At 62.6% G+C, this 24,216-nt stretch carries 23 protein-coding genes; 15 read left to right on the top strand and 8 right to left on the bottom strand.

Features of this window, described 5'->3' with window-relative positions; genetic code table 11:
• Position 1 precedes the first annotated feature (1 nt).
• Both J3P90_RS22650 and J3P90_RS22645 read right to left on the bottom strand, forming a co-directional pair.
• Positions 2-1,318 (bottom strand): bifunctional DedA family/phosphatase PAP2 family protein, encoded by a 1,317-nt coding sequence (locus J3P90_RS22650; protein WP_434609381.1) that lies wholly within the window; start codon positions 1,316-1,318, stop codon positions 2-4.
• A 45-nt stretch (positions 1,319-1,363) separates the two neighbouring features.
• A complete protein-coding gene (locus J3P90_RS22645; RefSeq protein ID WP_434675423.1) occupies positions 1,364-2,044 on the bottom strand; it encodes a DNA-3-methyladenine glycosylase in 681 nt (226 codons plus the stop codon).
• Positions 2,045-2,242: 198 nt separating this feature from the next.
• Here J3P90_RS22645 and J3P90_RS22640 point away from each other — a divergent pair, with 198 nt between their 5' ends.
• The 13 genes from J3P90_RS22640 (at position 2,243) to J3P90_RS22580 (ending at position 14,822) form a co-directional block, all read left to right on the top strand.
• The gene (locus J3P90_RS22640; protein WP_434609384.1) at positions 2,243-3,514 is read left to right on the top strand and encodes a glutamate-5-semialdehyde dehydrogenase; all 1,272 of its coding nucleotides are present in this window, start codon (positions 2,243-2,245) and stop codon (positions 3,512-3,514) included.
• A 28-nt stretch (positions 3,515-3,542) separates the two neighbouring features.
• Positions 3,543-4,214, top strand: coding sequence for a nicotinate-nucleotide adenylyltransferase (gene nadD / locus J3P90_RS22635; protein WP_434676598.1), 672 nt, complete (start codon positions 3,543-3,545; stop codon positions 4,212-4,214).
• A 71-nt stretch (positions 4,215-4,285) separates the two neighbouring features.
• A complete protein-coding gene (gene rsfS / locus J3P90_RS22630; RefSeq protein WP_420767336.1) occupies positions 4,286-4,780 on the top strand; it encodes a ribosome silencing factor in 495 nt (164 codons plus the stop codon).
• 9 nt (positions 4,781-4,789) lie between these two features.
• Complete coding sequence (rlmH, locus tag J3P90_RS22625) at positions 4,790-5,257, top strand: 23S rRNA (pseudouridine(1915)-N(3))-methyltransferase RlmH (protein WP_003185785.1); 468 nt, start codon at positions 4,790-4,792, stop codon at positions 5,255-5,257.
• 10 nt (positions 5,258-5,267) lie between these two features.
• Positions 5,268-7,163 carry a penicillin-binding protein 2 gene (gene mrdA, locus J3P90_RS22620; RefSeq protein WP_420767335.1) on the top strand — a complete coding sequence of 632 codons (1,896 nt, stop codon included), beginning with the start codon at positions 5,268-5,270 and terminating at the stop codon, positions 7,161-7,163.
• Positions 7,164-7,194: 31 nt separating this feature from the next.
• Positions 7,195-8,298 (top strand): rod shape-determining protein RodA, encoded by a 1,104-nt coding sequence (rodA, locus tag J3P90_RS22615; RefSeq protein WP_045157031.1) that lies wholly within the window; start codon positions 7,195-7,197, stop codon positions 8,296-8,298.
• A gap of 17 nt (positions 8,299-8,315) precedes the next feature.
• Positions 8,316-9,326 carry a lytic murein transglycosylase B gene (mltB, locus tag J3P90_RS22610; protein WP_434675422.1) on the top strand — a complete coding sequence of 337 codons (1,011 nt, stop codon included), beginning with the start codon at positions 8,316-8,318 and terminating at the stop codon, positions 9,324-9,326.
• A complete protein-coding gene (locus tag J3P90_RS22605) occupies positions 9,326-10,351 on the top strand; it encodes a septal ring lytic transglycosylase RlpA family protein (RefSeq protein ID WP_434562130.1) in 1,026 nt (341 codons plus the stop codon). Before mltB ends, J3P90_RS22605 begins: the two co-directional genes overlap by 1 nt.
• 168 nt (positions 10,352-10,519) lie before the next feature.
• Positions 10,520-11,677, top strand: a complete 1,158-nt coding sequence (locus tag J3P90_RS22600) for a D-alanyl-D-alanine carboxypeptidase family protein (RefSeq protein WP_420767332.1) — start codon at positions 10,520-10,522, stop codon at positions 11,675-11,677.
• Positions 11,678-11,759: 82 nt separating this feature from the next.
• On the top strand, positions 11,760-12,035 hold the full coding sequence (locus J3P90_RS22595) for a DUF493 domain-containing protein (RefSeq protein WP_420767331.1): 276 nt from the start codon (positions 11,760-11,762) through the stop codon (positions 12,033-12,035).
• Positions 12,035-12,682 (top strand): lipoyl(octanoyl) transferase LipB, encoded by a 648-nt coding sequence (gene lipB / locus J3P90_RS22590; protein ID WP_434562132.1) that lies wholly within the window; start codon positions 12,035-12,037, stop codon positions 12,680-12,682. Before J3P90_RS22595 ends, lipB begins: the two co-directional genes overlap by 1 nt.
• 1 nt (position 12,683) lies before the next feature.
• Entirely contained in the window at positions 12,684-13,706 is a 1,023-nt protein-coding gene (gene lipA / locus J3P90_RS22585) for a lipoyl synthase (protein WP_014340371.1), read from the top strand.
• A 177-nt stretch (positions 13,707-13,883) separates the two neighbouring features.
• Positions 13,884-14,822, top strand: coding sequence for a S66 peptidase family protein (locus tag J3P90_RS22580; protein WP_434675421.1), 939 nt, complete (start codon positions 13,884-13,886; stop codon positions 14,820-14,822).
• 112 nt (positions 14,823-14,934) lie between these two features.
• Here the strand turns inward: J3P90_RS22580 and J3P90_RS22575 are convergent, their stop codons facing one another.
• The 5 genes from J3P90_RS22575 to leuS form a co-directional block, all read right to left on the bottom strand.
• Entirely contained in the window at positions 14,935-16,257 is a 1,323-nt protein-coding gene (locus tag J3P90_RS22575) for a lytic murein transglycosylase (protein ID WP_434562136.1), read from the bottom strand.
• A gap of 72 nt (positions 16,258-16,329) precedes the next feature.
• A complete protein-coding gene (arfA, locus tag J3P90_RS22570) occupies positions 16,330-16,494 on the bottom strand; it encodes an alternative ribosome rescue factor ArfA (RefSeq protein WP_030140368.1) in 165 nt (54 codons plus the stop codon).
• Between the two features lie 167 nt (positions 16,495-16,661).
• Positions 16,662-17,699 (bottom strand): DNA polymerase III subunit delta, encoded by a 1,038-nt coding sequence (gene holA, locus J3P90_RS22565; protein ID WP_420767327.1) that lies wholly within the window; start codon positions 17,697-17,699, stop codon positions 16,662-16,664.
• 52 nt (positions 17,700-17,751) lie between these two features.
• Positions 17,752-18,357: an LPS assembly lipoprotein LptE gene (lptE, locus tag J3P90_RS22560; RefSeq protein ID WP_434675420.1), complete on the bottom strand. Its 606-nt coding sequence runs from the start codon at positions 18,355-18,357 to the stop codon at positions 17,752-17,754.
• Between the two features lie 90 nt (positions 18,358-18,447).
• Positions 18,448-21,054 (bottom strand): leucine--tRNA ligase, encoded by a 2,607-nt coding sequence (gene leuS, locus J3P90_RS22555; protein WP_434675419.1) that lies wholly within the window; start codon positions 21,052-21,054, stop codon positions 18,448-18,450.
• Between the two features lie 304 nt (positions 21,055-21,358).
• Here leuS and J3P90_RS22550 point away from each other — a divergent pair, with 304 nt between their 5' ends.
• A complete protein-coding gene (locus J3P90_RS22550; RefSeq protein ID WP_420767324.1) occupies positions 21,359-21,679 on the top strand; it encodes a hypothetical protein in 321 nt (106 codons plus the stop codon).
• A gap of 104 nt (positions 21,680-21,783) precedes the next feature.
• Positions 21,784-22,545, top strand: a complete 762-nt coding sequence (locus tag J3P90_RS22545) for a YdcF family protein (protein ID WP_420767323.1) — start codon at positions 21,784-21,786, stop codon at positions 22,543-22,545.
• Positions 22,546-22,692: 147 nt separating this feature from the next.
• Here the strand turns inward: J3P90_RS22545 and lnt are convergent, their stop codons facing one another.
• Positions 22,693-24,216, bottom strand: a complete 1,524-nt coding sequence (lnt, locus tag J3P90_RS22540; RefSeq protein ID WP_434675418.1) for an apolipoprotein N-acyltransferase — start codon at positions 24,214-24,216, stop codon at positions 22,693-22,695.

Raw genomic sequence — 24,216 nt, 5'->3', positions numbered from 1 at the left:
ATCAATAGGCATACCGCAACATCGCATGCGGCAGGTGCCGCAGGGCGAAGAAGCTGAAGGCCGCCAACAGCGCCGGCAGGACCAGCCACCAGACTCTTGGCGACATGGCGCGCAGCGGTTCCTGGCGCTGGGTCAGCCACAGGACGGCGGCGCAGACGGTGGCGGCGAGCATGGCGCCGGCAACGATGTCGCTCGGCCAATGCGCCCCGAGGTACACCCGCGACAGGGCGATGGCCAGGGCCGGCAATGCGCCTAGCAGCAGCCAGGTCAAGCGCAGGCGCGGCGGCTGTCCCCGGCCGGCCAGCACGGCGAGGGTCAGGAACAGCGCGAATGCGCCAGAAGCATGGCCGCTGGGCATGCTGTAGCTGGTCAACGGTTCGCTCAGGATCTCAGGGCGCACGCGGGCGAAAAACAGTTTGGAGCCGGTGTTGGCCAGGGCCGTGAGCAGCATCGTGCCCCCGGCAAAGATTGCCTGGCGCCATTGGCGTCCCAATAACAACAGTCCGGTAACCAGGGCGCTGAAGATCAGCATGTAGCGGAATTCGCCGATCAGCGTGAAGGTCACGGCGATTTCATCCAGCGTTGCGCTGCGATGTTCCTGGACCAGGGCAATCAGGCCCTGGTCGAAAGCCGTCAGGTAGCGAAAACCAGTGAACAGGCCGATCAGGATGGCCAGGCCAACACCCGCGATGATTGCCGAGGCATGACGGTGACGACGCAGGCTGCTGTTGACGCTCAGGCCGAGCATCACCGCGATGCTGCCGATGACGACGCCGGCTTGTGGCCAGAAGCCTTCGGGCAGTGGCAGGCGGAACGCCGCTCCGGTGGCCCAGCCGGGAAGCAGGTAGGCAACGGTCCAGCCTGCCGCCGCCACCACGCTGACGACCGCGAAGCGTGGGAACGGCATGTCGCACATCCCGGCCACCATCGGCAGCATCGGCCTCAGCGGGCCGATGAAACGCCCCACCAGCAGGCTGGCGATACCGTAGCGCTGGAAATAGCTTTCCGCTGCGCTCATCCATTCCGGATGTTGTCGCAGCCCCGGCAGGCGCCGGATGTTCTGGTGGAAATGCCGTCCGAGAAAGTACGAAACCAGATCCCCCAGCAATCCGCCGAGAAGGCCCAGCAGCAAGGTTTCGCCCAGGGACAACGCCCCACTGCCGGCCAGCACCGCGATGGCGAACAACAACACCGTGCCCGGCACAATCAACCCGGCAATGGCCAGGCATTCAACGCAAGCGACGACAAACACCGCCACCGCCAGCCATTGTGGGTTGACGGTCAGCCAGCCGGTAATGCTATCGAGCCATTGGCCCATAAAGACAACTCCATTTAATATTGATGGGCATGCACGGCGTTGTGTTCAGGACAGCAAAACATAATCCCGGCCCTCGACCTGTCCGCGCCGCAGCGGGTTGCGGGTACACCATTGCGCGTAGGCGGCATCGACGAAGCGGTAGGGCAGGTGTTCGTCTCGTCCCAGTGGAATGCCCAGGCGAGTGGTCTGGATCACATTCACCGTCGGCACGCCCACATCTTCCACCAGCAGCCGTTCAGGGTCGAAGCGTTTGGCGTCCCAGTCCGGCACTTTCAGGCCCAGGGCCTTGCACAGCAAGGTCTGGCCGGCACACAGCTTTTGTGGCGCGCGTGGTCGGCCTTGGGCGTCGGGATTGTTGAGGAGCATCTGCGCCAGGCTGTCCGGGCCGCTGATGGCATCCACCCAGGGATACGCAGACTTGATCAACACCGCATTACCCGGGCCTTGCGCACTGAAATTCAGTGAATCGCCGCCCCGGGCGTAATACATATAGATGTGGCCGCCATCGAGAAACAACGCCCTGCGCTTTTCCGTATAGCCCAGGGAGGCGTGGCTGCCTTTCTCGGCGAAGTAATAGGCTTCGGTCTCGATGATCCGCGCACTGAGCCACAGGCTGCCGACCTTGTGCCGAATGACCTTGCCCAGCAGGTCCCGGGCGAGCACCTGGGCGTCGCGATCAAAAAAAGCGTTTGGCAAAGCGATGGGTACGGAAGGCGAATCGGTCATGTCGATGGACGAAGTAAGGCCAAAAGTAGCGCGATGATAACAATGGAAAGCTTAATTACCGCTGAACATTCACGGAAACATTCGCGTTCGATGGCTGTTTTGCGCCTCCGCCGGTCACCGCTGTGAGTCCATGCTGTTAGTCGAGGGTTACGACAGCTATAATCTGCCGCTTTCCTCTTTGCCAAGACCACACAGACCATGACTGAGTCCGTTCTTGACTACATGACCCGCCTGGGTCGCGCCGCCCGCGAAGCGTCGCGCGTCATCGGCCGTGCCAGCACCGCGCAGAAAAACCGCGCCTTGCAGGCCGCCGCCAACGCGCTGGACGCGTCTCGCGCCGAGTTGTCCGCCGCCAATGAGCTGGACCTGGCCGCTGGCCGGGCCAATGGTCTGGAGCCGGCCATGCTCGAACGCCTGGCGCTGACACCGGCGCGCATCGACGGCATGATCGTCGGTCTGCGCCAGGTCGCGGCACTGCCGGACCCGGTCGGGGCGATCCGCGACATGAGCTATCGGCCATCGGGTATCCAGGTCGGCAAGATGCGCGTGCCCCTGGGCGTGGTCGGGATCATCTACGAGTCGCGGCCGAACGTGACCATCGACGCCGCGAGCCTGTGCCTGAAGTCCGGTAACGCGACCATCCTGCGTGGCGGTTCCGAGGCGATCCATTCCAACCGCGCCATTGCCGCCTGCATCCAGCGTGGCCTGGCCGAAGCCAACCTGCCGGCCGCCGTCGTGCAAGTGGTGGAAACCACCGATCGCGCCGCGGTTGGGGCGCTGATCACCATGCCCGAGTTTGTGGACGTCATCGTGCCCCGCGGCGGCAAGGGCCTGATCGAGCGCGTCAGTCGCGACGCCCGCGTGCCGGTGATCAAGCACCTGGACGGCATCTGCCATATCTACGTCAGCGCCCACGCCGAATTGCCGAAGGCCCAGCGCATTGCCTTCAACGCCAAGACTTATCGTTATGGCATCTGCGGTGCGATGGAAACCCTGCTGGTGGACCAGGCCGTAGCCAAGGATTTCCTGCCGTCGATGGCTGCCCAGTTCCGCGAAAAAGGCGTCGAGCTGCGTGGTTGCGAGCGCACGCGGGCAATTATCGAGGCCGTTGCGGCCACGGAAGAAGACTGGGATACCGAATACCTGGCGCCGATCCTGTCGATCCGCGTGGTCGATGGGCTCGACCAGGCGATCGAGCATATCAACCGTCATGGCTCCCATCACACCGACGCCATCGTCACCGAACACCAGGGCGAAACCCGGAGTTTCGTGGCGCAAGTGGACTCTGCTTCGGTGATGATCAATACCCCGACCTGCTTCGCCGATGGCTTTGAATACGGATTGGGTGCCGAGATCGGCATTTCTACTGATAAGCTGCACGCCCGCGGTCCGGTGGGCCTCGAAGGCCTGACCTGCGAGAAGTACATCGTGGTCGGTGACGGCCAGTTGCGCGGACAGGAGCCGGCCTGACTTGGGCGACCTCGACCCACTGGCCTCTATGACGATGCCCGTTGTGACGGCGATCGCGCCAAAGCGCATTGGTATCCTGGGTGGCACATTCGACCCGGTGCACATCGGCCATCTGCGCGGTGCGCTGGAAGTCGCCGACGCGCTGGCCCTCGATGAGTTGCGCCTGACGCCCAGCGCCCGGCCGCCTCATCGGGACACGCCGCAGGTGTCGGCCCGGGATCGCCTGGCGATGGTCGAGTGCGCGGTGGCCGGCGTGGCGCCGTTGGTGGTGGATGCCCGCGAATTGCAGCGGGACAAACCGTCCTACACCATTGATACCCTGGAGCTGATGCGTGCCGAACTGGCCACCGATGCCCAGGTTTTTCTGCTTCTGGGCTGGGACGCTTTTTGCGGCCTGCCCACTTGGCATCGCTGGGAAGAGTTGCTCCAGCATTGCCACATCCTGGTGCTGCAACGCCCGGATGCCGACAGCGAACCGCCGGATGCCTTGCGCAACCTGCTGGCGGCGCGCTCGGTGAGCGACCCGCTGGCCCTCAAGGGGCCGAGCGGACAGATTGCATTCGTCTGGCAGACGCCGCTCGCGGTATCCGCCACCCAGATCCGTCAACTGCTGGCCAGCGGTAAGTCGGTACGTTTCCTGGTGCCCGACGCGGTCCTGGCCTACATCGATGCGCACGGGCTGTACCGTGCGTCGAACTGAACAAGGCGTGCTCCGCCGACACGAATCCACGTGTACCGAGCACCCGAACACATGAGCAAAACGAGTTTTCTATGACTGACAAAGACCTGAACAAAGTTAAGCGCAAGGGCACCTTCAAGAGCGCCCCGCTGCCGGTAGAAGCACACGCCGGCGTGGCGCTGACCGGCGAAGAGCTGGTCAAGGTGGCCGTGGCGGCCCTGGAAGACGTCAAGGCCCAGGACATCCAGGTGATCGACGTTCGCGAGAAGCAGAGCATCACCGACTACATGATCATCGCCACCGGTACCTCCAATCGCCAGATCAATGCGATGCTGGAAAAAGTTCGCGAAGAAGTCAAAAAGCAAGGCGCCAAGCCGTTGGGCGAAGAAGGCAAGGGCGAAAGCGACTGGGTGCTGCTGGACATGGACGATGTCATCGTTCACATGATGACCGCGTCGGCGCGCCAGTTCTACGACCTGGAACGCCTGTGGGCAGGCGCCGAGCAGAGCCGTTCGGCCAGTGCCGCGCACCACAGCCCGGAAAACTCCCATGAGCACTTCACCAAGCTCAACAAAGACCAGCAATAAGGGATCGCTGTGCGACTGCGCCTGATCGCCGTCGGTTCTCGCATGCCCAAGTGGGTGGAAGAAGGCTGGCATGAATATGCCAAGCGTCTTCCGTCCGAGCTGGCCCTGGAACTGGTGGAAATTCCGCTCAATACCCGTGGCAAGAACGCTGACGTGGCGCGTTTCATCCGCCAGGAAGGCGAAGCCATGCTGGCCAAGGTCGGGCCGAACGAGCGGATCGTCACGCTCGAAGTCCACGGCAAGCCCTGGAGCACCGAGCAACTGGCGGTGGAGCTCGATCGCTGGCGATTGGATTCGCGCACGGTCAATTTCATGGTCGGTGGCCCGGAAGGGCTGGCGCCTGAAGTCTGTGCGCGGGCGGATCAGCGCTGGTCGTTGTCGCCCCTGACGTTGCCGCACCCACTGGTGCGGATCCTGATCGGTGAACAGTTGTACCGTGCCTGGACAGTCTTGTCCGGGCACCCTTATCACAAGTAATCCTGCCCTCATGCCTCAGCCGATCCGCATCAAGGACCACGAAAAAGACGCCCGTCTGGTGCGGGGCCGCGTCGTGTTCGGGGCTATCGCCGTGGTCACGCTGATCGGCGTGCTGATCGCGCGGCTGTATTTCCTCCAGGTCATCCAGTACGAGTATCACTCGACCCTCTCGGAGAGCAACCGCGTCCACGTACAGCCGATTCCGCCGACCCGAGGGCTGATTTTCGACCGCAATGGCGTGGTGGTGGCCGATAACCGGCCTAGCTTCAGCCTGAGCATGACCCGCGAGCGCTCTGGCGACTGGCAAAAAGTCCTCGACGTGATCGTCGAGGTGCTGCAGTTGACACCCGAGGACCGGGCGATTTTCGAGAAGCGCATGCGCCAGGGCCGGCGCCCCTTCGAGCCGGTGCCGATCATGTTCGAGCTGACCGAAGAGCAGATCGCGCTGATCGCGGTGAACCAGTTCCGCCTGCCCGGCGTCGAGGTGGTGGCGCAGTTGGTGCGGCATTATCCGCAAGGGCCGCACTTTGCCCACTCGGTCGGCTACATGGGACGGATCAACGAGAAAGAGCTCAAGACCCTCGATCCGGTCAACTACAGCGGCACCCACCATATCGGCAAGACCGGTATCGAGCGTTTCTACGAGGCCGAGCTGCACGGCCAGGTGGGATACGAGGAAGTCGAGACCAACGCCCGAGGCCGGGTGTTGCGGGTGCTCAAGCGCACCGACCCGATTCCTGGCAAGGACATCGTCCTGAGCCTGGACATCAAGTTGCAGGAAGCCGCCGAAGCGGCGCTGGGCGGACGGCGTGGCGCCGTGGTCGCGTTGGACCCCAGCACCGGCGAAGTCCTGGCGATGGTCAGCCAGCCAAGCTTCGACCCGAACCTGTTCGTCACCGGCATCAGCTTCAAGGCCTACGCCGAGCTGCGCGATTCCATCGACCGGCCGCTGTTCAACCGCGTGCTGCGCGGCCTGTATCCGCCGGGGTCGACCATCAAGCCGGCCGTGGCGATCGCCGGGCTGGATGCCGGCGTGGTCACTGCATCGAGCCGGGTCTATGACCCCGGTTATTACCAACTGCCGAACTACGACCACAAGTACCGCAACTGGAACCGCACCGGTGACGGCTACGTGGACCTGGAAACGGCGATCATGCGCTCCAACGATACCTACTTCTATGACCTGGCCCACAAGCTGGGGATCGATCGGTTGTCGTCCTACATGAACAAGTTCGGTCTCGGCCAGAAAGTCTCCCTGGACATGTTCGAAGAATCGCCGGGCCTGATGCCGTCTCGGGAGTGGAAGCGCGCGACCCGCCGACAGGCCTGGTTCCCGGGCGAAACCTTGATCCTGGGGATCGGCCAGGGCTACATGCAGGCCACGCCGTTGCAACTGGCCCAGGCCACGGCTCTGGTGGCGAGCAAGGGCAAGTGGTATCGCCCGCACCTGGCCAAGACCATCGAGGGCCAGAAGCCCGTGGATCCGGACCCGGTGCCGGACATCATCCTGCGCAATCCATCGGACTGGCAGAAGGTCAACATCGGCATGCAACAGGTAATGCACGGTGCCCGGGGCACGGCGCGCAAGGCTTCCATCGGTGCGCAATACCGGATCGCCGGCAAGAGCGGGACCGCCCAGGTCGTGGCCATCAAGCAGGGTGAGAAGTACGACCGCTCCAAGGTCCAGGAGCGCCACCGCGACCACGCCTTGTTCGTCGGTTTCGCGCCGGCCGATAACCCGAAGATCGTCGTCTCGGTAATGGTCGAGAACGGTGAGTCCGGTTCTGGTGTCGCCGCGCCGGTGGTGCGCCAGGTCATGGACGCCTGGCTGCTGGATGAGCACGGCCAGCTCAAGCCCGAATTCGCAAGCCCGATCAGCGCGGAGGCTACGGCCCGTGAAGAATAATTTCGACCGCATCCTCTCCAGCGAAGATGTGATGCGCCGTCGCGCCACGTTGCTGCAGCGCATGCACATCGACGGTCCGCTGCTGATCCTGCTGCTGACACTGGCGGCCGGCAGCCTGTTCGTACTTTATTCAGCCAGCGGCAAGAATTGGGACCTGCTGGCCAAGCAGGCCACCTCGTTCGGCATCGGCCTGGTGTCGATGATCGTCATCGCCCAACTCGAACCACGCTTCATGGCGCGCTGGGTGCCACTGGCCTATGTGGTCGGCGTGGGGTTGCTGGTGGTGGTGGACATCATGGGTCATAACGCCATGGGCGCCACCCGCTGGATCAACATCCCCGGGGTGATCCGTTTCCAGCCCTCGGAATTTCTCAAGATCATCATGCCGGCGACCATTGCCTGGTACCTGGCCAAGCGCTCGTTGCCGCCGCAGCTCAAGCACGTGTGCATCAGCCTGTTGCTGATCGGTATCCCGTTCATCCTGATCGTGCGCCAGCCGGACCTGGGCACTTCGCTGCTGATCCTGGCCGGCGGCGCGTTCGTGCTGTTCATGGGCGGGTTGCGCTGGCGCTGGATCCTCAGCGTGATCGCCGCCGCCGTGCCGGTGTCGGTGGCCATGTGGTATTTCGTGATGCACGACTACCAGAAGCAACGCGTTCTGACATTCCTCGACCCGGAAAGCGATCCGCTGGGCACCGGCTGGAACATCATCCAGTCCAAGGCCGCCATCGGTTCCGGTGGGGTGTTCGGCAAGGGTTGGCTGATGGGCACCCAGTCGCACCTGGACTTTTTGCCGGAAAGCCACACCGATTTCATCATTGCCGTGATGGGCGAGGAGTTCGGCCTGGTAGGCATCTGCGTGCTGCTGCTGATCTATCTGCTGCTGATCGGGCGAGGCCTGGTGATCACCGCCCAGGCCCAGACCCTGTTCGGCAAATTGCTTGCTGGCAGCCTGACCATGACTTTTTTTGTTTATGTTTTCGTCAACATCGGTATGGTCAGTGGCCTGTTGCCGGTCGTGGGGGTGCCGTTGCCATTCATTAGCTACGGAGGAACTTCGCTGGTGACGCTACTGTCAGCGTTTGGGGTTTTGATGTCGATTCATACGCATCGCAAATGGATCGCGCAGGTTTGAATAAGGTGAAGAGTTCAATGCAAGCAATGCGTGGCTGGTCGACGCGATATGCGCCGTGGGTCGGCCTGGTCGGCTTACTGGGCTGTGCGCCGCATGCCTTGGCGGGCGAATACGAAGGCTCGCCGCAAGTGGCCGAATTCGTCGGTGAGATGACCCGCGACTACGGGTTTGCCGGCGAGCAGCTGATGGGGGTGTTCCGCGAGGCCGAGCGCAAGCAGTCGATCCTCGATGCGATCTCCCGGCCCGCCGAGCGCGTCAAGCAGTGGAGCGAGTACCGGCCGATGTTCATCACGGAGGCGCGTATCGCCCGGGGCGTGGACTTCTGGCGTCAGCACGAGGCGACCCTGGCTCGCGCCGAGCAGGAATATGGCGTGCCGGCCCAGGTCATCGTGTCGATCATTGGCGTTGAAACTTTCTTTGGCCGCAACACCGGCAATTTCCGGGTCATCGACGCATTGTCGACCCTGGGCTTCGATTATCCGCCGCGCGCCGAGTTCTTCCGCAAGGAGCTGCGCGAGTTTCTGCTGTTGGCCCGCGAAGAGCAGGTCGATCCGCTGACTCTCAAGGGTTCCTACGCCGGAGCCATGGGCCTGCCGCAATTCATGCCCAGCAGTTTCCGCGCCTATGCGGTGGATTTCGACGGTGATGGCCACATCAATATCTGGACCAACCCGACCGATGCGATCGGTAGCGTTGCCAGTTATTTCAAGCGCCACGGCTGGGAAGCCGGCGAGCCGGTGGTCAGCCGTGCCGACGTGCGCGGCGAGCAGGTTGACGAGGGCTTGACCGAAGGGATCGAGCCGACGAAAACCGTCGGGGAGTTGCGAGCGCTGGGCTGGTCGAGTCATGATGCGCTGCGTGACGATATGTCGGTCACCGCGATGCGCCTGGAAGGCGAGCAGGGCCCTGAATATTGGATGGGCCTGAAGAATTTCTACGCGATTACGCGTTATAACCGCAGCGTGATGTACGCCATGGCTGTATATCAACTGTCTGAAGAGCTGGTCAAAGCACGGGGCGTCAAATAATGCAGGCATTGCCTACCTATCAACCCCTGAAAGCCAGGCCCCTCAAGCTGGTGGCATTGGCGGCGCTGTCGTTACTGGTTGTCAGTTGTTCGACCAGCCGCGCACCCACCCAGAAAAGCCCCAACGTCGTGCGCGCCACCCCAGGCCTGGACATCAACCGGGCCCACAAGGACGGCGCGCCGTGGTGGGACGTGGATGTCTCGCGCATTCCCGACGCGACGCCGACCCTGCACACCGGCCCCTACAAGGCCAACCCGTATACGGTGCTGGGCAAGACCTATTTCCCGATGGCTGAATCCAAGCGCTACGTCGCCTCGGGCACGGCGTCCTGGTACGGCACCAAGTTCCACGGCCAGAACACCGCCAATGGCGAGGTCTACGATCTCTATGGCATGAGCGCGGCCCACAAGACCTTGCCACTGCCCAGTTATGTGCGGGTGACCAACCTGGACAACAACAAGACGGTGATCCTGCGTGTCAACGATCGTGGGCCGTTCTATTCCGATCGCATCATCGACTTGTCGTATGCGGCGGCGAAAAAGCTCGGTTACGCTGAAACTGGCACCGCGCGGGTAAAAGTCGAGGGCATCGATCCGCAGGAATGGTGGGCCCAGCGCGGCCGTCCGGCGCCTTTGATGCTCAACGAGCCAAAAGTAGCGCAGAATGCCGCGCCAACCGTGACGGCTTCCACCGGCACGGTCGAGCAATGGACCCCACCGCCGCAGCAGCATGCGGCGGCCGTGGTGCCCGTGCAGATCGACGCAAAAAAAAACGCTTCTGCAACAGCGTCTGGCCAGTATCTTCAAGTGGGCGCGTTCGCCAACCCGGACGCTGCAGAACTGTTGAGATCGAAGCTGAGCTCGATGGTCAGCGCGCCGGTGTTCATCAGCTCGATCGTGCGCAACCAGCAGACACTGCATCGGGTGCGCCTGGGGCCGATCGGTTCTCCGGGTGAGGTCCAGCAGGTACAGAACAGCGTGCGCCTGGCCAATCTCGGTTCGCCGAGCCTGGTCACCGCTGAGTAATTGATTGAGGCCCGCTTGTGGTTTGGGCGGGTCAGGTTGTTGGCTCGATGAATAACAAAAGCCCGGCAAGGGTTGTGAGTGAGCAACTTAAGTGCGCGGCGGCCCGTTAGAAAGCTGCCTGTTTAGTATTGCCTCCGGGCAGTTTCCATTAGCGATTTCGAGAGACGGATGAACATCACCACCTTTGCCAAACGCCTTTGCCTGCTAGTCCCGCTGCTTCTCTCACCGGCCGCGTTCGCGGTCGAGATGATGCCGGCGCCGCCTCAATTGGCCGCCAAATCCTTTGTGCTCATGGATGCCAGCAGCGGCGAGGTGCTGGTGGAGAACAACGGTGACCAGCGTCTGCCACCGGCCAGCCTGACCAAGCTGATGACGGCCTACATCGCCACGCTGGAAATCCGTCGTGGCCAGATCGGTGAAAACGATCCGGTGACCGTCAGCGAGAACGCCTGGCGCACCGGCGGTTCGCGGATGTTCATCAAGGTCGGTTCGCAAGTGACCGTCAGCGACCTGCTGCACGGGATCATCATCCAGTCCGGCAACGACGCCAGCGTCGCCCTGGCCGAGCACATCGCCGGCAGTGAAGACGCATTCGCCGACATGATGAACAAGACCGTGGCCGACCTGGGCATGACCAACAGTCACTTCATGAACCCGACCGGTCTGCCGAACCCGGAGCATTATTCGTCGGCTCACGACATGGCGATCCTGGCGCGGGCCATCATTCATGAAGACCCGGCGCACTACGCCATCTATTCCCAGAAAGAGTTCTTCTGGAATGGCATCAAGCAGCCCAACCGCAACCTGCTGCTGTGGCGCGACAAGACTGTCGACGGTCTGAAGACCGGCCACACCGAGGAAGCGGGTTACTGCATGGTGTCGTCGGCCGTTCGTGACGGCATGCGCCTGATCGCCGTGGTGTTCGGCACCAACAGCGAAGTGGCCCGCGCCGCCGAGACCCAGAAGCTGCTGACCTATGGTTTCCGCTTCTTCGAAACCCAGACCTTCTACCAGAAGGGCACCGAACTGGCCCAGGCCCAGGTCTGGAAAGGCGCCACCAACCAGGTCAAGGCCGGCCTGGCCCAGGACCTGACCATGACCTTGCCTAAAGGCCAGCTCAAGAAGCTCGCCGCCAGCATGACCATGAACCCGCAACTGACCGCGCCGATCGCCAAGGGTGACGTCATCGGCAAGGTCGAAGTCAAACTGGACGACAAAGTGGTGCACAGCGCCGACCTGATCGCGCTGGATGCGGTCGAGGAAGGTGGTATTTTCCGCCGCATGTGGGATAGCATCCGTCTATTCTTCTACGGCTTGTTCAACTGATTTCAAGTGTTGACCTGCATGGCCCCGTTCCTTTCCGGCACGGGGCCATGTTCGTTACCACGGCTTGCGAGGCCGTTACGCCATGACAGACTCCGAAGTAAAGGCGCCAAAGATCGAGTTTCCTTGCGAGGACTACCCGATCAAAGTAATCGGCGACACCGGTGTGGGCTTCAAGGACAAGATCGTCGCGATCCTTGAGAAGCACGCCACCGTTGACCTCAAGACCCTGGCCGAGCGCCAGAGTACCAACGGCAAGTACACGACAATCCAGCTGCATATCATTGCCACCGGCCAGGAACAGCTCTACGACATCAACAGCGAGCTGCGAGCGACCGGTTTCGTGCACATGGTGTTGTGATGCCGGGCACGCTGGGCTTTCGCGAGCTAGGCACGATGGCTTACGAGCCGGTCTGGCATGCCATGCAACGCTTCACGAACGAACGCGGTACCACCGCCGACGATGAAGTCTGGCTGGTCGAGCACCCACCGGTGTTCACCCAGGGCCAGGCGGGCAAGGCCGAGCACTTGTTGTTGCCAGGCGACATCCCGGTGGTGAAGGTCGACCGGGGCGGGCAGGTGACTTACCATGGGCCCGGCCAACTGGTCGCCTATCTGTTGCTGGATGTGCGCAAGCTGGGATTCGGTGTACGCGAGCTGGTCACCCGCATGGAAACGTGCCTGATCGATTTGCTCGCCAGCTACGGCGTAAGCGCGGCGGCAAAGCCCGATGCGCCGGGCGTGTACGTCGACGGGGCGAAGATCGCCTCTCTTGGGCTGCGGATCCGCCATGGCTGTTCGTTTCACGGCCTGGCGTTGAACGTGGACATGAATCTTGAGCCGTTTCGACGGATTAATCCCTGTGGCTACGCAGGGCTGGCGATGACCCAGCTGCGCGATCACACAGGATCGATTGAATTTGCCGAGGTAAGTGCCCGGCTGCGCGCGCAGCTCGTCAAACACCTCGACTATGCTGAGCAGACGACCCTCACGGGCGGAATCGACTGATATGACTACTGATGCAGTGCAAACCATGATCCCGACGCTGGACGTCACCGAGCGTCCGGCCCCGCGTGCCAAGGTAGAGGCCGGCGTCAAGCTGCGCGGCGCCGAGAAGGTTGCACGCATCCCGGTCAAGATCATCCCGACCACCGAATTGCCGAAGAAGCCCGACTGGATCCGCGTGCGCATCCCGGTCTCTCCGGAAGTCGACCGCATCAAGGCGCTGCTGCGCAAGCACAAGCTGCACAGCGTCTGCGAAGAAGCCTCCTGCCCGAACCTGGGCGAATGCTTCTCCGGCGGCACCGCGACGTTCATGATCATGGGCGACATCTGCACCCGTCGCTGCCCGTTCTGTGACGTCGGCCACGGCCGTCCGAAGCCATTGGACACCAACGAGCCGGAAAGCCTGGCCATCGCCATCGCTGACCTGAAGCTCAAGTACGTGGTCATCACCTCGGTGGACCGCGACGACCTGCGTGACGGCGGTGCCCAGCACTTTGCCGACTGCATCCGCGAAATCCGCAAGCTGTCGCCGAATGTCCAACTGGAAACCCTGGTGCCGGACTACCGCGGCCGCATGGACATCGCCCTGGAAATCACCGCCGCCGAGCCGCCGGATGTGTTCAACCACAACCTGGAAACCGTGCCGCGCCTGTACAAGGCCGCGCGTCCGGGTTCGGATTACCAGTGGTCGTTGACCCTGCTGCAACGCTTCAAGCAAATGATGCCGCATATTCCGACCAAGTCCGGCTTGATGCTGGGCCTGGGTGAGACCGATGAGGAAGTCATCGAAGTCATGAAGCGCATGCGTGAGCATGACATCGACATGTTGACCTTGGGGCAGTACCTGCAACCTTCGCGCAGCCACTTGCCGGTGCAGCGTTTTGTGCACCCGGATACCTTTGCCTGGTTTGCTGAGGAGGGGTACAAGATGGGCTTCAAGAATGTGGCCTCGGGGCCTTTGGTGCGTTCTTCGTATCATGCTGATGAGCAGGCCAAATTGGTCAAGGCTGAGCTTCTGGGGTCCTGATCTTTTAGCTTTGGGTGGTGTGTAGATCCGTTATTGTGTGATGGCGGCTTATGGTTCCGCCCTTACGGCGGGTTACTTTTTTGGCGTCTGAAAAAAGTGACCCGCTGTAAGAGCGGAACCATAAGCCGCCGTTACCGCAGAAACGGATATTCACACGATCTAAAAATCGGAAAACCCATGGCCCACACCCTAGTCCTGCATCACCCCGTCCCAGCCCTCCCACCCGAAGGCCTGATCGGCGTGATCGCCCCCGCCGGCCCCGCCCCCCTGGATACGGAGAAAGCAATCCAATGGATGCGCGCAAGGGGCCACGAACTGCGCATCTTCCCAGGCGTCTACGAAACGAACGGCTACCTCGCCGGCAGCGACGAAACACGCCTCAACGACCTCCACGCCGCCTTCGCCGATCCAGAAGTCAAAGCCATCATCTGCCTGCGCGGCGGCTACGGCACCCCGCGTCTACTCGATCGCATCGACTTCAACCTCTTGAAAAGCAACCCCAAGCCATTCGTAGGCTACAGCGACATCACAGCCCTGCACCTGGCCATCAGCCGCTACGCAGGCTTCGTCACCTTCCACGGCCCCTTGCTCAATGCCGACCTGCTGGGCGACAAGGAGCCATCGACCATTACCTCATTCTTCAGCCTGCTACGCGGGCAATTGAAGGCCGGTGACGTGTTGAGCCATCCGGCAGCGTATCTGTTGACCACAGTCGAACCGGGCATCGCCCACGGCCGTTTGCTGGGGGGCAATCTGTCGATGATTGCCGCGACCATGGGCACGCCCTACGAAATCGACGCCGAAGGGGTGATCCTGCTGGTGGAGGACGTCAACGAGCCGCTTTACCGCATCGATCGCCTGCTCACCCAGCTGCGATTGGCGGGAACCCTGGCCAAATTGCGAGGAGTGCTGTTGGGAGACGTGGCGGGTGTGGACGTCGAGGCGTTGAATCGCTTGTTCAAGCAGACCTTCGCGCCGTTGCGCATCCCGGTGTTGTCGGGTTGGCGCAGCGGGCACTGTGATCCGAACCTGACGTTGCCCATGGGGGCGCTGGTGACGCTGGATGCGGGGGAGAAGAGGCTGGTGTTGGGGCAGGATGTGGTGGTCAGTCGCTAGTTATTGAGCGTTTGCAAATCAGTCATCGCGAGCAGGCTCGCTCCCACAGGCTTTCCAAGGACCTTGTGGGAGCGAGCCTGCTCGCGATGGCGATACTCCGCCATAAGCGGCTTCAACGGCTACGCAACGCTTCCAGCAATTTGTGCGTCGGATACCCATCCGCCGGCCAGCCAAGCGACTGCTGGGCGCTGCGGATCGCCTTGCGGGTATTGGCGCCGATGATGCCGTCGGGGTTGCCAGCGTCGTAATTATGTTTGCCCAGCAGGGTCTGCAATTCGATGCGTTCGCTGCGGCTCAGGGGCAAGTCGTCCTTTGGCCATGAGCCGTCAATCAGCCCTGCGCCGCTGAAACGCTCCGACAGCAGGCTGACCGCCAATGCATAGGACGACGAGTTGTTGTATTTGAGGATTGCACGGAAGTTGTCCAGCACCAGGAATGCGGGCCCGCGATACCCAGCGGGCAACAGCAGGGCTGCCGACAAATGTTCGGAGCCGGCCGGCGGCTGGGCGCCGTTGGGCAGGCTTACACCCAGTTGCAGCCACTCGGCGACGGGCTTGCGGATCAAGCCGTCGGCCAGCGGATAGTCGAAGCCTTCCTTCAGCCGCACCTCGAACCCCCACGGCTGGCCGCGCTGCCATCCGGAGCTTTGCAAGTAATGCGCGGTCGAGGCCAGGGCGTCGGTAGAGCTGCCCCAGATGTCCCGGCGGCCGTCGCCGTCGAAGTCCACCGCATGGGTGTTGTAGGTGGTTGGGATGAACTGGGTCTGGCCCATGGCGCCGGCCCAGGAACCGAGCATTTTTTCTGGCGTGATATCGCCCTGTTGCAGGATCTGCAGCGCGGCGATCAGTTGTGCGTGGGCAAAACCTGGGCGTCGTCCTTCATAGGCCAGGGTCGCCAAGGAGTTGATGACCGACTTGGTGCCCTGGAACTGGCCGAAATTGCTCTCCATGCCCCACACCGCCACCAACGCCGCGCGATCGACGCCATAGCGTTGCTCGATGCTTTGCAGGATATCGGCGTGCTGCTGGACCAACGCCTGGCCCTTGCGTACCCGCAGAGGCGACAACGCTCCGTCGAGGTATTCCCACACCGGCCGGGTGAATTCAGGTTGGCTGCGATCGGCCTTGATCACGCTCATGTCCGGACTGACGCCGATGAAGGCGCGGTCGAACAGGTCGGCTCGAATCCCGGCGGCCAATGCCTGCTTGCGGAACCCGGCTTGCCATTCGGCAAAGGTCTGGGTGGGCACGATGGCCAGGTCGTCCCCGGTAGGCACGACAGGCGGCACGATAGCCGGCGCTGTCACGACGGGAGCGGTCTGGAGCGGTTGGGCGTCGGCGGCGGTGGGTTTCTCTGCACAGGCCACCAGCAGGACAACGCTTGTGGCGGCAATCAATTGGCGCAAAGGCCAACCACGGGGAAGACAGAAGGGCATTCAGGGGTCCAGAAAATCAAATCAGGTGCTGACCTTAACATGCGAAAGGGCTGTAGGGCTTGTCCAGGTGTTTCATGCCGCCAGAAAGCAAGAAGCCTCCCAGTTGTCAGACTGGAAGGCTTCGCGGCGGTAGCTGCCTTTGCCCTTGGCGGGTCGTTCCTGGCGGCTGCGGAACAGGGGTTGGGCGACGATGGACTTGGCTTTGTTGGGGCCATGCCTGGATGGCTTTTTGCTCATGATTGGATCTCTCGTGGGGGTGGTTGTGCGGGGGGAATCATGGGACAGGACTGGGGTTTTGTCCAGTCCCTGCATTGCGTAGGAAATTTCAAGATGGCGAGGGGATTGTGGCTCCCTCGCCACAAAATCATGCTTGACACAAAAAGTCTGTTGCTTGGAAAAGAGGTTTATTCCGCGGGTAAAGGGAGTCGTTGTCCGGCCATCAACAACGACAACCGACTGAGGCTCATCCACGGCGAGCCGGCGGCCTGGCCCTTGATCTGCGCGTCGATGCGCTGGGCCTCGAGCAGCAATTGGGCCCAGCGTGACGCGGAATAGCGTTGCAGCGCCTTGCTCATCAGCGGTTTGCGCTTGTCCCACACTGGCGGGCGAGCCTGACTGAAGGCCTTGTCCAGGGGCACCCCCTGGCTGTATTGCAGCGACAGGTTGGCCAGCAGCCGCAGCTCCCGGGCCAGGGCCCAGAGGATCACCGGAGGTTCGACGCCTTCGCCCCGCAGGCCTTCGAGCATGCGCAAGGCATGAGCGGCTTCGCCGTTGAGGATTGCGTCGGTCAGCCCGAAGACATCGAAGCGGGCGCTGTCAGCCACGGCGGCCTGCACCGTTTCCACGGTGATCTGGCCGCCCTCGGCCATCAGCTTGAGCTTTTCGACTTCCTGGGCGGCGGCCAACAGGTTGCCTTCGACCCGGGCGGCAATCAGTTCAACCGCGTCCTGGCTGGCCGATAGACCGGCCTGGGACAGGCGTTGGCGGATCCAGTTCGGCAGCTGGCTGGCATCCACCGGCCAGATCTGCACGAACTGGGTCTGTGGACCTTCGACCAGCGCCTTGCCCCATTTGGTTTTCTGCGCGCTGCCGTCGAGTTTCGGCAGGCTGATGAGCAGCACCGTGTCTTCGGCCGGTCGAGAGCAATATTCGATCAGCGCGGCGGCGCCTTTGTCACCGGGTTTGCCCGAGGGCAAGCGCAGTTCCAGCAGGCGTTTTTCGGCAAACAGCGACATGCTCGCCCCTGCCAGCAGCAGCGTGCCCCAGTCGAAACTGGCGTCGGCCGCGAACACCTGGCGTTCGTCGAAGCCTTGTTGGCGAGCGGCGGAGCGGATGGCGTCGGCGGCTTCCTGGCACAGCAGCGGGTCATCGCCGCTGATGATGTAGACCGGCGCGAGGGCGCCTTGCAGGTGTTTGCCGAGTTGGGCGGGGGCCAGTTTCATAAACGCTGTTCAGGAGAGAAGGCGAGCGGGGCACCGAGGCGCCCCGCAAGGCTTATGGAGCAGGAATTTGCATAGGCGATTGTTGCGGGGTTTCCGCTTCCGCCTTGCGTGCTGCTTCCAGCGCTTCGGCTTCGGCCTTGGCCTTGGCGTTGGCGGTCTGTTGCAGTTGCTCCAACTGGGCCGGGCTCAGTTGTTGCAGGCGCAGCATCATCCGTTGTACCAGGTCGCGACGCATTTCTTCGCGTACTTCGCTGGACTCCTGGTCGGAGCCGGTGATGTTGTTGCCGTCATGCAGGTAGACCTTCTGTACTTGCAGCTTGTCGTCCAGCAGCACCAGGTTGTTTTGCCCGCGGATTTCATAGTTCAGCACGTTGTTGAGCTCGTATTCGGCCGAGCGACCGGCGCCGGCATAGCTCAGGCTGCGCTGGCTTTGCTGTTCGCGGGTCAATACCAGCTTGTACGGCGCACCGCTGTAGACTTTCACGCCGCTGTCTTCCAGCGTGTCGCGCAACGCTTTTACGGTATCGCCATAGGCGTCGCGCGCGCTGAGGTCCAGTTCGGTGATGGCCAGTTCGGTGGTGCCGGTGCCGCGCAGCTGGAAGCCGCAGGCGCTCAACAGGACCGCCAGGCCCATAACCAGCAGATTACGTTTGATCATCTTGTTGCTCCCCTTGAAACCCATGGGCCGAGCGTGCGGCCCCGCAGGTCAAATTCGGCGCCGGGCCCCTGGCCCGGACGCCCGATCCAATTAGCTTGCGACGATGTTGACCAGTTTGCCGGGCACGACGATCACTTTGCGGATTGTCAGGCCATCGACGAAGCGCAGCACGTTTTCGTTGGCCCGCGCGGCGGCTTCGACTTCTTCGCGCGTGGCGGCGGCCGGCATTTCCATCTGGCCCCGCAGCTTGCCGTTGACCTGGATGACCAGGGTCAGGCTGTCCTGCACCAGCGCACTTTCGTCCACCAGCGGCCAGCGGGCGTCGATCACCGGGTCAGCGTGACCCAGGCGATTCCACAACTCGTGGCTGATGTGCGGGGTGATCGGCGCCAGCAGCAGCGTCACGGCTTCCAGGCCTTCGTGAATCAGTGCGCGATCCTGCTCGGTGCCTTGGGCGGCTTTTTCCAGTACGTTCATCAGCGTCATCACCTGGGCGATGGCGGTGTTGAATTTGTGGTTCTGGCCGACGTCGTGGCTGGCCTGCTTGATCGCCAGGTGGATCGAACGACGGACGGCTTTCTGGTCATCGTTCAGGCTGGCGACGTCCAGTTTGCCCGGTAGGCCCTGGGTGACGTGGGCCTGGGCCAGGCGCCAGACGCGCTTGAGGAAGCGGTGCGAGCCCTCGACGCCGGAGTCGGACCATTCGGCGCTCATGTCAGGTGGCGAGGCGAACATCATGAACAGGCGGCAGGTGTCCGCGCCGAACTGGTCGATCATCGACTGAGGGTCGACGCCGTTGTTCTTCGACTTGGCCATTTTCTCGGTGCCGCCGATTTCCACCGGCAGGCCGTCGGCGATCAGCTTGGCGCTGATGACCTTGGCCTTGCTGTCGCGTTCGAGTTCGACGTCGCTCGGGTTGAACCACGTGTAGGCACCGTTGGCTTCGCGACGATAGTACGTCTCGGCGATCACCATGCCCTGGGTCAGCAGGTTCTTGAACGGCTCGTTTGAGCTCACCAGGCCTTCGTCACGCATCAGCTTGTGGAAGAAGCGCGCGTAGAGCAGGTGAAGAATGGCGTGTTCGATGCCGCCGATGTATTGATCCACCGGCAACCAGTGGTCAGCCGCGGATTTTTCCACCAGGCCGCCTTCAAAGTGCGGCGAGGCGTAGCGGGCGTAGTACCACGAGGACTCGACGAAGGTGTCCATGGTGTCGGTTTCACGCTTGGCCGGTGCGCCGCATTTCGGGCAGCTGCACTCGTAGAACTCGGGCATGCGCGCCAGGGGCGAACCGGCGCCGTCGGGTACGACGTCTTCCGGCAGGACCACCGGCAGCTGATCTTCCGGCACCGGTACGTCACCGCAGGTGTCGCAATGCACGATGGGGATCGGGCAACCCCAGTAGCGCTGGCGGCTGATGCCCCAGTCGCGCAGGCGGAACTGGGTGCGCGAGGCACCGAGGTTCTTCTTGATCAGGGCCACTTCGATGGCATCGAAGGCGCCAGCGAAATCCAGGCCGTCGAACTCACCGGAATTGATCAGCTCGCCGTGTTCGCCGTAGGCGTCCTGCCAAGGCGCTGGTGTCTGGTCGCCGGCGCTGGTGCGCACGACCGGCTTGACCGGCAGGTTGTATTTGTGGGCGAACTCGAAATCACGCTCGTCGTGGGCGGGCACCGCCATGACCGCGCCGTCGCCGTAGTGCATCAGCACGTAGTTGGCGACCCACACCGGCAGTTTCTCGCCGGTGAGCGGGTGCTCGACGAACAACGAAGTCGGCAGGCCTTTCTTCTCTTGGGTGGCGACGTCGGCTTCGGCGACGCTGCCGCCTTTGCATTCGGCGATGAACGCCTGCAGCTCGGGGTTGTTCCGCGCTGCCAGAGTCGCCAGCGGATGCTCGGCGGCCACTGCCACGTAAGTGGCGCCCATCAGGGTGTCCGGACGGGTGGTGAAGACCTTCAGGGTGCCGGCTTCGCCAATGGAGGCGACGTCGTAGGGGAACTGCACTTCCATGCCCCGGGACTTGCCGATCCAGTTGCGCTGCATGGTCTTGACCTGCTCGGGCCAGCCGGTCAGCTCGTCGAGGCTCTCCAGGAGTTCATCCGCGTAGGCGGTGATCTTGAAGTAGTACATCGGGATCTCGCGCTTTTCGATCAGCGCGCCGGAGCGCCAGCCGCGACCGTCGATCACTTGCTCGTTGGCCAGTACGGTCTGGTCCACCGGGTCCCAGTTCACGGTGCCGTTCTTGCGGTAGATCACGCCTTTCTCGAACAGGCGGGTGAACAGCCATTGTTCCCAGCGATAGTAGTCGGGCTTGCAGGTGGTCACCTCGCGGGACCAGTCCACCGCCAGGCCCAGGCTGCGCAGCTGGGTCTTCATGTACGCGATGTTTTCGTACGTCCACTTGGCGGGGGCGACGTTGTTCTTCATCGCGGCGTTTTCCGCCGGCATGCCGAAGGCGTCCCAACCCATGGGTTGCAGGACATTCTTGCCTTGCATGCGCTGGTAGCGGGAGATCACGTCGCCGATGGTGTAGTTGCGCACGTGCCCCATGTGTAGCTTGCCGCTGGGGTAAGGGAACATCGACAGGCAGTAGTACGTCTCCTTGCCTGGCTGTTCACTGACTTCAAAGGACTTTTGCTCGTCCCAGAACGACTGGGCGGCGGCTTCGATTTCACGGGGCTGGTAGTGTTCGTGCATGGCTACTTTTGTACTGAATGGGGTGGCCCAATCCTCTTCATTGCCATGCTGGACGCAGATGACGCCGAATGCGGCGTTTTCGATGCCCAGCCAAGCTGGAAGTGGAGTTACAGGAAGCGCCGTAGCATACATGACCGCGCTCCGCCGAGGGAAACCCTGATTGCTGCTCAACCATTGCCGAGCCTTTTGCCGACCATTGGCGACGACCGGGGTTCTGGGCCGTTGGTCGCGGCGTCCAGCCGGTTTGCCCAGCGAAGCTAAGCTTCTGAATGGGGAGTGAGTCTTATCTTCAATGAGGTGAGGGATGGTTGAATCACAACGAAAAGTCGCTACACCTGAGTTGTATGAAAAACTGATCGATCGCCTGGGGATGGCCTTGGACGCCGCAAGAACCGCCGGTCGCTTGCGTGATGAACGCCCGGCAGAGCTGGAACTGCGAGGCCTGAGCCCCGCAGAGTTCGAGCTGGTCAAGGCTTACCTTGAACAGGCCGGGCACCAGGCCTCAGCAAATGGGGCCCAGGCAAACAAGCGTCTCGAAGCGCCCCGATCGGCCAAGGTTGTCTGGCTCAAGGATCGGACGCCCGACAAGGATGCTGTAAAGGTCCGGTCCCTGCAGTTCAAGTAAAGGCCGGATTCACGCGTGTCGCTTTTTTTTGATTCGAGGTTCTTGGAATCTGTTGTCGCTTTGCGTCAACCCACCTAGGCTTCGGGCATCTATGGAGATGCCCGATGCCGTTTCGCTATTTCATCAAACAACTTCTATTGCCGCCTGGCATTCTTTTGCTTTTGCTGGCGCTTGCCTGGTGGTGGCGTGATTCCCGGCCGCGCCTGGCCCGCGTGTGTTTTATCCTGGGGCTGGGTGGTTTCTGGCTGATGAGCCTGCCGATAGTGGTGCAGTGGAGCGCCAAGGCATTGGAGCGCGAACCGCCGCTGCTGCGCAGTGAATGGGCGACCCTGGCCCAGCGCGCCGACGCCATCGTGGTGCTGGGCTCGGGGCGCGAGCGCGGTGACCTGGCCTGGGGCACCGACCAGCCCACCGGGGTGGGCCTGGAGCGCCAGCGTTACGCGGCGCGGCTGGCCAAGGCTTCGGGCTTGCCCGTGTTGACAACCGGCGGCTTGCATTACGGCACCCCGCCCAGCGAGGCCAAGCTGATGGCTGACTCGATGCGTGAGGATTTCGGCGTCGACGTTCGCTGGCAGGAGGGCCACAGCCGCACCACGTGGGAGAACGCCCAGATGAGCGCGCAGATCCTGCTGCCCGAAGGGGCGAAGCGCGTGGTGGTGGTGACCCAGGCCTGGCACATGCCACGGGCGGTCTGGAGTTTTGAACGTTCTGGATTTGAAGTGGTGCCTGCGCCTGTCGGTTTCCTGGGTCAGGATAACGCCCGGCCGTTGGGTGGCTGGATGCCGGAATTCAAATCGGTGTGGCAATCGGGGCAGTTGATGAACGAGGCGGTGGGGTTGGTGGGGTATTGGTTGTTTTATCGCTGAATAATTGAAGTGAACGCTTATTGTGGCGAGGGAGCTTGCTCCCGCTGGGGCGCGCAGCGGCCCCAAAAAGCGGGGCCTGCTGCGCCCGAAGCGTCGGACCGGTCCAGCGGGAGCAAGCTCCCTCGCCACAGGGATGGGGGGAGCGAGTTAAACCGTCTTGGCCATCCGCCCCGCCACCAGCGCCCAACCCAAAAGCAATACACACAAAATGATCAGCGGCCACGAGCGCCATTGAAGGTACGGCGTCAGGTCGTGCATCGGCACCACTTCACCGTAGAGGATGCCGCGTTGGAACTGCGGGATCTGGACGGTGATCTGGCCGAAGGGGTTGATCAGGCCGGTCACGCCATTGTTGGTGGCGCGAATCATCCAGCGCCCGGCCTCCAGCGCGCGCATCTGGGCCATTTGCAAGTGCTGCAACGGGCCGATCGACGTACCGAACCAAGTGTCGTTGCTGATCGTCAGCAACAGATCGCTTCGCGCTGAAAGGCTGGCAGCGAATTCCGGGTAGACCACTTCGTAGCAAATGAATGGCGCGATCTGGTAACCCTTGGCCTGCAGCAATGGCTGATCAGCCGGGCCGCGGGCGAAATCCGACATTGGCAGGTCGAAAAACGCGATCAGGCCGCGCAGGATATCCTGCAATGGCACGTACTCGCCGAAGGGCACCAGTTTCTGCTTCAGGTAAGTGCCGTCGCCTTCGCCGGTCACGGTGATGCCGTTGAAATAGCGCTTCTCATGACGTACTTCCTGGCGGATCGGTACGCCGGTGATCAGTGCCGAATGCCGCTCGGCGGCGAAACTGCCCATCATGTCTAGGTAGCCCTGGGCGGACTCCTTGAGTACCGGCACGGCCGTTTCCGGCCAGACCAGCAGGTCGACGCGCTTGGACGTGAAGCTCATGTCACGGTACAGCGCCAGTTGCGCGTTGAGCTGCTCGGGGTCCCACTTCATGCTTTGTTCGATGTTGCCCTGGATGGCCGCGACACTCAGCGGCTCGCCCGAGGGGCTGGTCCAGGCATGCCCCTTGAGCGCAAAGCCGGCCGCCCAGGGGCCGATCAGCAAGGCCACACCCGCGACGACGAAGCCTTTGCGCCCGGAACGCAGCAATCGGGGCGCGTTGTACAACAGCGCGGCGGTCAGGGCCAGGGTGAAGGAGATCAGCCACATGCCACCCAGCGGTGCAAGGCCGGCCAGCGGGCCGTCGAGTTGACTGTAGCCAGAGTAAAGCCAGGGGAATCCGGTCAGGAACCAGCCCCGAAAGGCTTCCTGGCCCAGCCAGAGCGCGGCGAAGGCCAGGGCATCGGCCAACGGTGCCTCGTTGCGCCGCAGCCAGCGCGCCCAGAGCCAGGCGGGCAGGGCGAAGAACCAAGCGATCGCGGCAATGAACAGCAGCATCAAAAGCCCGGCCAGCAGCACCGAGGCGCCACCGAAGTTATGGATGCTGACGTAGATCCAACTGGTGCCGGCGCCAAACAGGCCGAAACCGAAACACCAGCCGCGCCCCAGGGCCTGGCGCGGCGAGAGCTCGCGCAGGCCAGCATAGAACAGCCCGACCGCCAGCAATGCCAGCGGCCAGATATCGAACGGCGCCAGGGCCAGGGTGGTGATCGCACCGGCCGCCACGGCCAGCAGGTTACCGGGCCAGCCGGGGCGGTTTATCCAGCGCAT

This window comes from Pseudomonas sp. D3-10 (assembly GCF_051132175.1).
Classification (GTDB): Bacteria; Pseudomonadota; Gammaproteobacteria; order Pseudomonadales; family Pseudomonadaceae; genus Aquipseudomonas.
This window is presented reverse-complemented; position numbering and strand designations above follow the sequence as displayed.

Bases quoted from the DNA above. Each gene is read 5' to 3' on its own strand.
- J3P90_RS22650 (WP_434609381.1), bottom strand. From the start codon at position 1,318: ATGGGCCAATGGCTCGATAGCATTACCGGCTGGCTGACCGTCAACCCA.
- J3P90_RS22645 (WP_434675423.1), bottom strand. From the start codon at position 2,044: ATGACCGATTCGCCTTCCGTACCCATCGCTTTGCCAAACGCTTTTTTT.
- J3P90_RS22640 (WP_434609384.1), top strand. From the start codon at position 2,243: ATGACTGAGTCCGTTCTTGACTACATGACCCGCCTGGGTCGCGCCGCC.
- nadD (WP_434676598.1), top strand. From the start codon at position 3,543: ATGACGATGCCCGTTGTGACGGCGATCGCGCCAAAGCGCATTGGTATC.
- rsfS (WP_420767336.1), top strand. From the start codon at position 4,286: ATGACTGACAAAGACCTGAACAAAGTTAAGCGCAAGGGCACCTTCAAG.
- mrdA (WP_420767335.1), top strand. From the start codon at position 5,268: ATGCCTCAGCCGATCCGCATCAAGGACCACGAAAAAGACGCCCGTCTG.
- rodA (WP_045157031.1), top strand. From the start codon at position 7,195: ATGCGCCGTCGCGCCACGTTGCTGCAGCGCATGCACATCGACGGTCCG.
- mltB (WP_434675422.1), top strand. From the start codon at position 8,316: ATGCAAGCAATGCGTGGCTGGTCGACGCGATATGCGCCGTGGGTCGGC.
- J3P90_RS22605 (WP_434562130.1), top strand. From the start codon at position 9,326: ATGCAGGCATTGCCTACCTATCAACCCCTGAAAGCCAGGCCCCTCAAG.
- J3P90_RS22600 (WP_420767332.1), top strand. From the start codon at position 10,520: ATGAACATCACCACCTTTGCCAAACGCCTTTGCCTGCTAGTCCCGCTG.
- J3P90_RS22595 (WP_420767331.1), top strand. From the start codon at position 11,760: ATGACAGACTCCGAAGTAAAGGCGCCAAAGATCGAGTTTCCTTGCGAG.
- lipB (WP_434562132.1), top strand. From the start codon at position 12,035: ATGCCGGGCACGCTGGGCTTTCGCGAGCTAGGCACGATGGCTTACGAG.
- lipA (WP_014340371.1), top strand. From the start codon at position 12,684: ATGACTACTGATGCAGTGCAAACCATGATCCCGACGCTGGACGTCACC.
- J3P90_RS22580 (WP_434675421.1), top strand. From the start codon at position 13,884: ATGGCCCACACCCTAGTCCTGCATCACCCCGTCCCAGCCCTCCCACCC.
- J3P90_RS22575 (WP_434562136.1), bottom strand. From the start codon at position 16,257: ATGCCCTTCTGTCTTCCCCGTGGTTGGCCTTTGCGCCAATTGATTGCC.
- arfA (WP_030140368.1), bottom strand. From the start codon at position 16,494: ATGAGCAAAAAGCCATCCAGGCATGGCCCCAACAAAGCCAAGTCCATC.
- holA (WP_420767327.1), bottom strand. From the start codon at position 17,699: ATGAAACTGGCCCCCGCCCAACTCGGCAAACACCTGCAAGGCGCCCTC.
- lptE (WP_434675420.1), bottom strand. From the start codon at position 18,357: ATGATCAAACGTAATCTGCTGGTTATGGGCCTGGCGGTCCTGTTGAGC.
- leuS (WP_434675419.1), bottom strand. From the start codon at position 21,054: ATGCACGAACACTACCAGCCCCGTGAAATCGAAGCCGCCGCCCAGTCG.
- J3P90_RS22550 (WP_420767324.1), top strand. From the start codon at position 21,359: ATGGTTGAATCACAACGAAAAGTCGCTACACCTGAGTTGTATGAAAAA.
- J3P90_RS22545 (WP_420767323.1), top strand. From the start codon at position 21,784: ATGCCGTTTCGCTATTTCATCAAACAACTTCTATTGCCGCCTGGCATT.
- lnt (WP_434675418.1), bottom strand. From the start codon at position 24,216: ATGCGCTGGATAAACCGCCCCGGCTGGCCCGGTAACCTGCTGGCCGTG.